The organism is uncultured Campylobacter sp. (assembly GCF_938045345.1).
Classification (GTDB): domain Bacteria; phylum Campylobacterota; class Campylobacteria; order Campylobacterales; family Campylobacteraceae; genus Campylobacter_B.
The window spans coordinates 1-11,463 of the sequence record NZ_CALIMS010000049.1 but is presented as its reverse complement, the minus strand read 5'-3'; the positions used below and the strand labels follow the sequence as shown (position 1 = coordinate 11,463).

At 48.8% G+C, this 11,463-nt stretch carries 10 protein-coding genes and 1 pseudogene; all 11 read left to right on the top strand.

The genetic code is table 11. The features are described 5' to 3' along the window. The first annotated feature begins 1 nt into the window (after position 1). Complete coding sequence (gene trpC / locus Q0144_RS08415) at positions 2–802, top strand: indole-3-glycerol phosphate synthase TrpC (RefSeq protein WP_298063285.1); 801 nt, start codon at positions 2–4, stop codon at positions 800–802. Positions 803–1,845: 1,043 nt separating this feature from the next. After that, the gene (locus tag Q0144_RS08410; RefSeq protein ID WP_298063282.1) at positions 1,846–2,334 is read left to right on the top strand and encodes an HIT domain-containing protein; all 489 of its coding nucleotides are present in this window, start codon (positions 1,846–1,848) and stop codon (positions 2,332–2,334) included. A 15-nt stretch (positions 2,335–2,349) separates the two neighbouring features. After that, positions 2,350–3,084, top strand: a complete 735-nt coding sequence (locus Q0144_RS08405) for a WG repeat-containing protein (protein WP_298063280.1) — start codon at positions 2,350–2,352, stop codon at positions 3,082–3,084. A 16-nt stretch (positions 3,085–3,100) separates the two neighbouring features. Further along, positions 3,101–4,102, top strand: coding sequence for a bifunctional 3,4-dihydroxy-2-butanone 4-phosphate synthase/GTP cyclohydrolase II (locus tag Q0144_RS08400; RefSeq protein WP_298063279.1), 1,002 nt, complete (start codon positions 3,101–3,103; stop codon positions 4,100–4,102). Next, entirely contained in the window at positions 4,099–5,256 is a 1,158-nt protein-coding gene (locus Q0144_RS08395) for a DNA polymerase IV (RefSeq protein ID WP_298063278.1), read from the top strand. The genes Q0144_RS08400 and Q0144_RS08395 overlap by 4 nt, the downstream gene beginning before the upstream one ends. A 19-nt stretch (positions 5,257–5,275) precedes the next feature. Beyond that, positions 5,276–5,815, top strand: a complete 540-nt coding sequence (locus Q0144_RS08390) for a hypothetical protein (protein ID WP_298063276.1) — start codon at positions 5,276–5,278, stop codon at positions 5,813–5,815. A 587-nt stretch (positions 5,816–6,402) separates the two neighbouring features. After that, on the top strand, positions 6,403–7,221 hold the full coding sequence (gene lgt, locus Q0144_RS08385; RefSeq protein WP_298063272.1) for a prolipoprotein diacylglyceryl transferase: 819 nt from the start codon (positions 6,403–6,405) through the stop codon (positions 7,219–7,221). Positions 7,222–7,315: 94 nt separating this feature from the next. Beyond that, positions 7,316–7,999, top strand: a complete 684-nt coding sequence (locus Q0144_RS08380; protein ID WP_297950455.1) for a fumarate reductase cytochrome b subunit — start codon at positions 7,316–7,318, stop codon at positions 7,997–7,999. Positions 8,000–8,009: 10 nt separating this feature from the next. Continuing rightward, on the top strand, positions 8,010–10,028 hold the full coding sequence (locus tag Q0144_RS08375; RefSeq protein WP_298063269.1) for a fumarate reductase flavoprotein subunit: 2,019 nt from the start codon (positions 8,010–8,012) through the stop codon (positions 10,026–10,028). Further along, complete coding sequence (locus tag Q0144_RS08370; protein ID WP_297943309.1) at positions 10,021–10,758, top strand: fumarate reductase iron-sulfur subunit; 738 nt, start codon at positions 10,021–10,023, stop codon at positions 10,756–10,758. Before Q0144_RS08375 ends, Q0144_RS08370 begins: the two co-directional genes overlap by 8 nt. Before the next feature lie 175 nt (positions 10,759–10,933). Next, a pseudogene (locus tag Q0144_RS08365) lies at positions 10,934–11,463 on the top strand (hypothetical protein); the annotation flags it as partial.

Below are 11,463 nucleotides of genomic sequence, written 5' to 3'. Positions count from 1 at the left end.
GATGATTTTGGATGAAATTTTAAAGCGCACTCGCGAGGATCTCGCGCTTCGTAAAGAAAGGCTACCCGAGGATCTACTCGGCCGCTCGCTAAGCGCCAATCCCTACGAGCCGAGGGGCGTCATAAGCGCGCTTAGAAGCGATGAGAAGGACCCGCTGCGCATCATCGCCGAGATTAAAAAGGCAAGCCCGAGCAAGGGGGTCATCCGTGAGGATTTTGAGTCGCTAGGCCTTGCGGTGGAGTACGAAAATGCAGGTGCGAGCGCCTTTTCGGTGCTTACCGAGCCGCATTATTTCAGAGGCGATTTGGAGTTCATCCCGCAGATCCGCCGCTACACTCGCACGCCCATTTTGCGCAAGGATTTCATCGTTGATCGTTATCAGGTTCTCGAAGCGCTGGTTTACGGCGCGGATTTTATACTGCTGATCGCCAAAGCGCTTGAGCGCAAGGAGCTAAGAGAGCTGCTCGAGTTTGCCCGCAGGCTGGGGCTTGAGGCGCTGTGCGAGATCCACGATAAGGACGATCTGAAAAAGGCGATCTTCGCAGGTGCGGGTATTATCGGCATCAACCATCGAAATTTAGAGACTTTCGAGGTCGATACGAGCCTGAGCGAGCGGCTGATCCCGCTGATTCCAAACGGCAAGATCATCGTCGCCGAAAGCGGTCTGCACTCGCACGAGCAGCTTAAAAGCTTGCACGAGGCGGGCGTCGATGCGTTTTTGATCGGCGAGCATTTTATGCGCCAAAATGACGTCGGCGCGGCATTGCGTGAGATAAAGCTCGGCACTGGCGGTAAAATTTAAATTTGGCTCGTTTGATCGCGCAAGCTTAAACCCGAAGCGAGCGGTTAAATTTAGCGAACGGAGCGAAATTTTAAGGCAGTAAATTTTAAAATTCGGCGGACTTTAAAATTTAACGGCTCTTTAAATTTAGCGCCGTGGCGCAATTTAATATCGCATGCGGCGTAAGCATCTACGCTGCGCGTTGGCATCGCGAGTTTGTTATTGCGCGCCGTGCGAGCGGCTACGGAGTGAGGTTTAAATTTACGCTTTGCATAGCTTCGCGCAGGCGGGTTTGCGCTTGCGGAATTTGACTGCTTAGGATTGCGCGTCTGTTGTAATGCCCCGTATGTCGTACGCTTACGCAAGCCCGGTCTCGGCGATTATATATGGCGCCGTAAATTTAATCGTAACTCGCGATCAAGCCGTCCAGAGGAGCTTGCGCGTACGATAACTGCGCAAAGCGAGCTATCGTAAAAGCGGACGGCGTAGGGGCTTAGCAAGGCTGCGATACCCTGCGATACGACGCGATTAAGCCGCAGCCGTATTACAGCTGCGCCGCGACCGCGCCGCGTTAAATTTTACCGCGTGTTGCGATGGTGATTGCGGCGCAGGTTTGGCACCGCGTACCGTGCCTGTGAGTGCGTCAAAGTTTTGTTATAATGCGCCGCGCAAAGACTGGTGGATTTAACGTCGCATGCCGCGTAAGCGTACGTGCTACGCCTTGGCATCGCGAGCTTGTTATCGCACGCTGTGCGAACGGCTGCGGAGCGGATAGACGCTATGTTTGCCGCGCGATGAGTGTCCGCCAAATGCGCACCAATGCCCGCCGCGGGCTTCGATCCGCAAACATATATCGCGCAGAGGAGGCGCCTTGCGCAGTCTGGGATTGCAAAGCGCGTCCCGTCCCGTCGCGTGCATAGCTCCGCATCGTGCGAGCAAGCGCAAAACGCGTAAATTTAAAATTTTATGAAATTTAGAAGTTTTAAATTCCAAATTTCATAGAATTTTGCGAAACGCAAATTTTAAAATTCCATAGAATTTTGGAATTTCGGAAAGGAAAAGAGATGGATTATCTTTGCGCCCCTTGGCGAAGCGAGTATTTTACCGAAAAAAGAAGCGGCTGTCCCTTCTGCGACGCAGCGGCGGATGCGGCGTTTGATGATCGCAACGGCGTGCTTTTTCGCGCGCAGCACTGCTTCGGGGTGATGAACCTCTACCCTTACAGCCCAGGCGCGTTTATGGTGATACCTTACGAGCACGTCGATAATATCGAGTGCCTTAGCGATGATGCGTGGGCAGAGATAAGCCGATACGTGCGCGCCGGAGTGGGGATATTAAAGCGCACGCTGGGCGCAAACGGCGTAAATATCGGCATGAACCTAGGCGCCGACGCGGGTGCTGGTATCGCCGAGCACGTGCACTATCATCTCGTGCCACGGTGGCAGCGCGATACGAATTTCATCACGACGATCGCAAACGTCCGCGTAAACGGCGTTTCGTTCGCCCCGCTTTTTGAGAAGCTAAAAGCGGCTTACGCGGAGATTAAAATTTAAATTCGGAAGATCGAGATGGTATCGGCTTGGGTTAAAAAAAATGATAAATGGGGCTTTATCGATAAAACGGGAAAGGAAATAGCTTCTTGTATCTATGATGACGTTTCGTATTTTAGCGAAGGCCTAGCATGCGTTAGAAAGAACGATAAATTCGGCTTTATCGATAAAACGGGTAAAGAGGTGATTTCTTGTATATATGATGATGCTTATAATTTTGACGAAGGACTGGCGGAAGTTCAAAAAAGCGGCTATTGGGGTTTTATCGATAAAACCGGCAAAGAGATCGTTCCTTGTATATATGATGACGTTGGCGTTTTTCGCGAAGGCTTGGCGGACGTTAAAAAGAACGGTTATTGGGGATATATCGATGAAACGGGCAAAGAAGTTATTCCTTGCATATATGATCGGACCGGGAGTTTTTGCGAAGGCTTAGCAAAGATTGAAAAGGACGGCAAATGGGGCTTTATCGATAAAACGGGCACAGAGGTAGTGTCTTGTGTATACGAGCTTGCTTGGGATTTTGACAATACTTTGTGCGGATATTATGACGAAATCAAATATTGCGAAGGATACATTAAAGTTAAAAAAGACGGTAAATGGGGGCTGCTCGATAATGAGGATAATGAAATTGTAAAGCCGATGTTTTACGACGAGATAGAAGTTATTAAAATTCTGAGCGACGACTACGTCAAGATCAATTTAGACGGTCGCGAAACGATCGTGAATAAAAACGGCAAAATAATATCGTAAATTTAAAGGAGAGATAATGGTTAGCGTAGAGCAAGCGATCGAGGATCTGAAAAACGGCAAAATGCTCGTTATGGTCGATGACGTTGATCGCGAGAACGAGGGTGATTTGGTGTTTGCGAGCACATTTAGCAGTGCGGAGAAGGTAAATTTTGCGATCACGCACGCTCGCGGGGTGCTGTGCGTAGCGCTTAGTCCGCAGATAGCGCAGCAGCTAGATTTAAATTTGATGGTCGATAAAAACACCTCCAGCCACGAGACCGCCTTCACCGTCACGATCGACGCAAAGGACGCCAAGACGGGCGTAAGCGCGTATGAGCGTAATATGACGATCGAGCTGATGTCGCGCGTAGGCGCTCGCGCCGATGATTTCGTCCGCCCTGGGCATATCTTCCCGCTCATCGCCAAAAGCGGCGGCGTGCTCGCTCGCACGGGGCACACCGAGGGCTCTACGGATCTGTGCCGCTTGGCTGGGCTTTCGCAAAGCGCCGTGATCTGCGAGATCGTCAAAGACGACGGCGATATGGCGCGCAGGGACGATCTGGAAAAATTCTGCGCGCAGCACGGCATCAATATGATCTCGGTCGCGCAGATCGTGCAGTACCGCCTAAAACACGAAACTCTGGTTAAATTTAGCGAGCCAAAAAGCGCTCTGCTGTGCGGCGAGGCGGCGAAATTTTACGACGTGAGCGATCACGAGGGCAACGAGCACCGCGCATATATTTTCGGCGAGCTGGAAAAGAGCGCGCAGACGAACGTGAAATTTCATAAAATTTCAAGCGATCTGGAGTTTTTAAGCGATATGAAATTTAACGATTTCATGCGCGATCTGGACGTTTTGCGCAAAGAGGGCGGCGTGCTTTTGATGCTAAAATCCGCGCAAAATCGCGCCGATTTTAAGAGCTTCGGCATCGGAGCGCAAATTTTAGCGCATCTGGGCGTGAAAAAAATCAAAATTCTAAGCAAGAGCGAGCCGAAAGACTATGCGGGGCTTAGCGGTTTCGGGATCGACATAGTTTGATAGCTCACATCGATTTGGACAGCTTCTTCGTCTCTGTAGCGAGGCTTGCCGATCCCACGCTTGCGGGCAAAAAGATCGCGGTCGTCGGAGGCGGCGACGAGGAGATTTTCGGCGGAAAGAGCGAGCTTGGTAGTGTGATTTTAAGCGCGAGCTACGAGGCCAGAGCCTGCGGCGTGCACTCGGCGCAGCCCGTTAAAATCGCGCTCGGACTCTGTCCGCAGCTGATTTTGGTGCGCGCGCGGCACGGCGAGTACCGAAAAGCTTCACGCGAAATTTATGAGTTTTTACTAAACTTTACGCCCGAGATCGAAAAATTTAGCATCGACGAGTTTTTTCTAAATTTACGCGGTACGGCATACGATGCGGACGCGCTGAGCTTTGCCGTGTTTTTGCAAAGCGAGATTATGCGCCGCTTTAGCCTTCCGTGCAGCGTAGGCCTTAGCGAAGCAAAACTTATCGCAAAGCTCGCCACCAGCCTTGCCAAGCCCTTCGGCGTGCGGCAAATTTTAAAATCGCAAATCGCGCGCGAGCTATCCGCCGTGCCGGTAGCGAAATTTTTTGGCATCGGCAAAGCGGCGCAAAAAACGCTCGGCAAATACGGTATCGTAACCTTCGGCGACGCGCTAGGGCACAGAGAAATTTTTGAAAAGATGGGCGCAAACGGCAGGAAAATTTTTGCAGCCCTTAGCGGCGAGGATGAGGGCGAGGTCGTCTCAAAGCGCGAGCGCAAGAGTATCGGCTTTGGGCGCAGCTTCGCGCCGTGCGCCGATCGCGACGAGCTGCGGCGCAAAATTTTAATTTTGGCGCGACATTTGGCGGGCGAAGTGCTCGCAAGGGGCCTAAAGCCCGCGACGTATGATCTAAAGATCCGCTACAAATCGCGCGAGGAGTTTTCGCATCAGATCAGCCAGGATAGGGCGTTTAGTCTAAGCTTGCTGAGCGAGACCGCGCTTGAGCTGTTTGAGCTCTGCGACGTGAAAAAAGGCGCGCAGATAATCCACGTAGCGCTAAATCTTTCAAATTTCGGCGGCAGATCGGGCGGCTCGCTGCTCTTTGGCGAGATTGATAAAAAGCAGCAGAGCCTGGATCGATCTTTAAGCAGAATTTGGGAAAAATTCGGCATCGAAAAGCTAAAAAAAGCGAGCGAAATTTGATTAAATTTAAAGGAAAAAGATGAAATTAGGCGAGCTATACTCGGTGATCTGCATAATCTTCGCGACGAATTTCAAAGGCGTGATAGACGAGCAGAAGTTGCGCAGCTTGGGCAAAAACTGGATCATCGTAAATAAAAATATCGAGAACAAAAACGGCCATGAACTTTGGCAAAAGATTCAGAGCGAGGACTACGCGGCGCTAGGGCGCGATTTTGAGGCGCTAAAAGGGGCGTTTGAGATGGATTTTTTCAAGCTCATAAGCGAAAGCGAAGTGGAGATGTTTTATGAAAAATGCCGCTTCAAAAAGCCTTTTACGGAGCTTAAAAGCGCTCACGCGGCCAATATGCTAGCACTTCTTGCCATGATCTTTAAGCAAAACACGGACGCGAAATCGCATAAAATTTTGACGCTATATCTGGCGCAATTTATCATTCCTAGCTTTTCCGCGCTTGCTACGCACGTGCAGATAAACGCTAAAAGCAGCTACTACAAGGCGCTCGGGTGGTTTTTGGCGGATTTTTGCCGCGTGGTTAAAGAGACGCTAGGACTTGGAATTTAAAATTTAGAGCGCTCGCTCGGTGTTTTTGCGCGTTCGGCACAGAAAAGCGTTATGTAGAGATAAGTCTGGAGCTTGCTTTCGGGATTTCTTGCGCTGTAGTCGGTACAAGCTCCTGCGGGCGCGACAAGCTGCTAAGCGAGGCAGGTGAATTTTATCTGCGCGGATGTAAAGTGGCTGCCTTGCTGTTTTGTGCGTCGGCTTGTCATATCGCGCGCGTCGTTTTGAATTCTGCGCGGCATTCGGCGCTTTGGTCGCGTTATGCACATCATCCAGCCTTTGCCGTGTGCTGTCGGTATCGAGACACTGTGCGCATCGCGTCTGTGTCACGGTGCTGTGCTTCGGTAATCCGTGCGTAGCTTTGCATGCCACACAAGACACCGCCATTTGAAATTTTACGTGAGGTGCCCTGTATATCGTTCGATGTCGTCGCTCGGCACAGCGCGTCTTTCGTGCTTTGCGTGTGCGACCTGGCGCAGAAGCAAGGTCTATGCACTTGCACCTGCGCGCCCTGCGTCTTTTACCGAGCGCGCGTCACGCAGCGTCCGATGCGTGCCGTTAAATTTTAAAATTTAAAACAAAGGAAAAATTTGAATTACTGGAACGAAATTTACGCCCACTTTGACCCCGTGGCATTCAGCGCGTTTGGTATAAACGTGCACTGGTACGGCATTATGTATGTTTTGGCGCTGCTTACGGCGCTATTTATCGCCAAATATTTCGTGCGAAAAGACGGCCTTGACTTCAGCGATAAGATGCTAGATCGCTACTTTATCTGGGTCGAAGTGGGCGTCATTTTGGGCGCGCGGCTTGGATACATCGCGATCTATTCGGGCGAGGCGGCGTGGTATTTCAGCCATCCGTGGCAAATTTTTAACCCATTTCATAACGGCGAGTTCGTGGGTATCCGCGGTATGAGCTATCACGGCGCGGTCGTCGGATTCGTGATCGCAACGGTTTGGTTTTGCAAAAAATTTAAAACCGATATGTGGGCGCTGCTCGATCTCGTGGCACTTAGCGTGCCGCTTGGATATTTTTTCGGGCGCGTGGGGAATTTTTTAAATCAGGAGCTTTTCGGGCGCGAAACAACCGAGCCGTGGGGGATCTTGGTGGGCGGCACGTTGCGTCACCCAAGCCAACTTTACGAAGCGGTTTTGGAAGGGCTGGTAATTTTCGTGATTTTATTTTTCTACCGTAAATTTAAGAAATTTAACGGCGAGTTGATATGTCTGTATGCGATGCTATACACGGCGTTTAGATTTTTCGTGGAATTTTTTAGGCAGCCGGACGATGGGCTTGGCTTTGTATTTTTAAATTTATCGATGGGGCAAATTTTATCTTTAGTAATGTTTTTGATAGCAGTTTTCTTAAAGCAGTCTTTGAAGAAAAAACTAATTTGCAGAAATTAAATTAATCTAAAGTTAAAAAGTAATATAATCTTTTTACAAAAATGTAAATTTTCGTTTAGCGGGGATTTATAATCATCTTTTTTAAGGAGAACCTATGCTAGGTCGCATTGAAGGCTTTACGGGCAGATCCATAGACGGCAAAAAAAGCCGTATTATGGCTTTGCAAGATGTGGCGCAAAGCATCAGCGGGCTGATTTTGGCCTGTTTTATGCTGTGTCATATGATATTTACCGGCACGATTTTGATCGGTAAGGGCGCGTTTGAGGGCGTCGTACATTTTGCCGAACCGGGCGGAATTTATTTCGTTACAAACATCGTCGCTTTTGTAATTTTTGTGATTTTCGTAGTTCACGCGTTTTTGGCGATGAGAAAATTTCCAGCTAATTACGCCGCTTATAGGGCGTTTAAAGCGCACAAAATGCGAATGAAGCATTGCGATACAACGCTTTGGTGGTTTCAGTTTTGGACGGGATTTTTCCTATTCTTCTTTGCGGCGGCTCATATTTTAATGATCGTATTCGGTCCGAAAATTACTGCAGATCTTGCTATCGCGCGATTCGGACAGCTTCATCTATTTTATTTTGTTTTATTGATTTTCGTAGTAACTCACGCTAGTATTGGAATTTATAGACTTTATATGAAATGGATCAGCATAGACGGCACAAAGGCTGAAATTCAAAGGAAAAGAGCCTTTATTAAAAAAGCGGTTTTTATCGTTTGGGGCGCATTTTTCTTGCTTTCGATAATCGCCGATTTCAAATGGTTAAGTTTAGAATAGGGAGCTTAGGATGAATGTAATATATTGCGATTCTTTAGTTATTGGCGGCGGTTTGGCGGGCTTAAGAGCTGCGATCGCTACCGGCGAGAAGGGGCTTAGCACCATCGTTTTGAGTCTGATCCCCGTTAAGCGCTCGCACTCTGCGGCAGCTCAAGGTGGCATGCAAGCGTCTCTGGGAAATTCCAAAATGAGCGAGGGCGATAACGAGGACGTGCACTTTGCCGATACGGTAAAAGGAAGCGACTGGGGCTGCGATCAGGATGTCGCTAGGATGTTTGCGCAAACGGCGCCTAAGGCGATCCGCGAGCTTGCGGGCTGGGGCGTTCCTTGGACTAGAATTACTAGAGGCGAGCGAAGCGCTATTATCAATGCTCAAAAAACCACGATCACCGAAAAAGATGAGGTTCACGGACTTATCCATAGCCGCGACTTTGGCGGTACGAAAAAATGGCGAACCTGCTATACCGCCGATGCTACGGGACATACGATGCTTTTTGCCGTTGCAAACGAAGCGCTAAAACATAACGTCGATATCCACGATCGCAAGGAAGCGATCGCGCTAATTCACGCAAATAACCGCTGCTATGGCGCAATCGTGCGTGATTTGGTTACCGGCGAAATTAGCGCATACGTATCAAAAGGTACGTTGATCGCTACCGGCGGCTACGGTAGAGTGTATAAACACACCACAAACGCCGTCGTTTGCGAGGGCATCGGCGCAGCTATTGCGCTTGAGACGGGCGTCGCGCAGCTTGGAAATATGGAAGCGGTGCAATTTCACCCGACCCCTATCGTTCCGAGCGGAATTTTACTTACTGAGGGTTGCCGCGGCGACGGCGGAATTTTACGCGATGTGGACGGCTATCGCTTTATGCCGGATTATGAGCCGGAGAAAAAGGAGCTTGCTAGCCGCGACGTCGTAAGCCGTCGCATAATGGAGCATATAAGAAAAGGCAAGGGCGTCAAAAGCCCTTACGGCGAGCACGTTTGGCTTGATATCTCGATCCTCGGACGCGAGCATATCGAGAAAAATTTACGCGACGTGCAAGAAATTTGCGAAATTTTCAACGGCATCGATCCTGCCGACACCGAGGTAATAACCGACGAGCAGGGCAGGAAGCGCGGCAAGGGCTGGGCTCCGATCCTTCCTATGCAGCACTACTCAATGGGCGGCATCAAAACAAAAGCTACGGGCGAGAGTCCGACTTTGGCGGGACTATTCAGCGCTGGTGAGGCTGCGTGCTGGGATATGCACGGCTTTAATCGCTTAGGCGGAAATTCCGTCGCCGAAACCGTCGTCGCAGGAATGATCGTGGGCGAGTATTTTGCGGAATATTGTCAAGGACACGACGTCGATATCAATACACATGATATCGAAAAATTCGTAGATAAAGAGAAAAATTACATTAAAAGCCTGCTTGAAAAAGAGGGTAAATTTAACGTATTCGAGATAAAAAACAAGATGAAAGATGTGATGTGGGAGCACTGCGCGATCTTCCGTACCGGCGAGGGATTAGCCAAAGCCGTAAAAGAGCTCGAGGAGCTTTATAAGCAATCTTTGGACGTCAAAGTAAGCAATAAAGAGCTTTTCGGAAACCCAGAGCTCGAGGAGGCTTACCGCGTACCGAAGATGCTAAAGCTTGCGCTTTGTATCGCCAAGGGTGCGCTTGATCGCACCGAAAGCCGCGGCGCACACTTCCGCGAGGACTATCCGAAACGCGACGATCTAAACTGGCTAAAACGAACGCTTGCAAACTGGAAAGAGGGCGACACTATGCCTACTCTAAGCTACGAGCCGCTTGATATTATGAAGATGGAGATGCCGCCTGCATTCCGCGGATACGGCGCCAAAGGCAATATCATCGAGCATCCGGACAGCGCCGTGCGCCAAAAAGAGGTCGATGAAATTCGCGAGAAAATGCAAGCCGAGGGCAAAGGCAGATATGAAATTCAAGAGGCATTGATGCATTATGAATTGCAGCCAAAATACAAAGCACCTAACGAAAGAGCAGGTATAGGATATGAGTAGAAAAATAACAATAAAGGCATTTAAGTATAATCCGCTAAGCAAAATTTCAAAGCCGCACTTCGCTACTTACGAGATCGAAGAGACCGACGGAATGACGCTGTTTATTGCGCTTAACGTGATTCGTGAGAGATTTGATCCCGAGCTAAGCTTCGACTTCGTTTGTCGCGCGGGTATCTGTGGTAGTTGCGGTATGCTCGTAAACGGCAAGCCGCAGCTTGCGTGCCGCACGCTTACTAAGGATTATCCGGACGGCGTGATCGAGCTTATGCCGCTTCCATTTTTTAAGTTGCTAAAAGACCTCAGCGTTGATACGGGCAACTGGATGAACGCGATGAGCAAACGCGTAGAGAGTTGGATCCACACCGATCACGAAACCGACATCTCAAAGCTTGAGGAGAAGGTCGAGCCGGAGGTCGCGCAGGAGGTTTTCGAGCTGGATCGCTGCATCGAGTGCGGTATCTGCGTAGCTGCATGTGGCGTAGCAATAATGCGAAAAGACTACATCGGCGCCGTCGGCATCAACCGCGTGGCACGTTTTCAGATCGATGCGTTGGATAAACGCAGCGACGCGGATTTTTACGAGCTCATCGGCGATGATGACGGAGTATTCGGCTGTATGACGCTGCTAGGCTGCGAAGACCACTGCCCTAAGCATCTTCCGCTTCAAAGCAAAATCGCCTATGTCCGCCGTAAGCTTGCCGCTCAGGGCAAATGCGGCTGCGGCAAATAAAATTTAAGCGGGATCTTCCCGCTTAAATTTATCTCTTTATCTCACTAAATTTTACTCAACAAATAAATTTCAAAAATGCTTGAGTCTGGCAAGCAAAGTAGCCTTAAATTTAATACTATCCCAAGGTATAAAGAAGTAAAATATGATCGCTTAAGATCGCAGGCGAGGGATAAGGATGAACGAAGCAAAGCTCGAAGAGCTAAAGAAAATTCTAAACGAACGACGTCAAAATTTAGAGCAAGGATCGCAAGAAAATTCTGACGCTCAAAATTTTGATGTCTTAAATTTTGATACTTCAAAATCTGATACCTCAAATTTAAATGCTTCAAATTTCGATACCTCAGATTTAAACAATACAGATTCTAAAACTTTAAATTCTAACGACAAAAATTCAGACGATCTAAATTTAAACGCAGAGCGCGATAGAAAATTTCAAAATTTAGATTCCCTTGGCGCTACTTTATTTAAAAATTCTAACGCTAGGAACTACGACAAAGATCCGATAATCATCAAAAATTATGAAAAGTTTTTTGTTTATGCGCGGCTTTTTATAATTCTTCCGACATCAGGTCTGCCGCTACTTCTTATTCGAGATATTATAGACTTCGGATATATAGATACATACGAATATTTGCTGTCCTGTATGGCGCTATTACTGATCGCCGTTATTACTTATATCTTTACCGCAATACGCAATAAACGCGA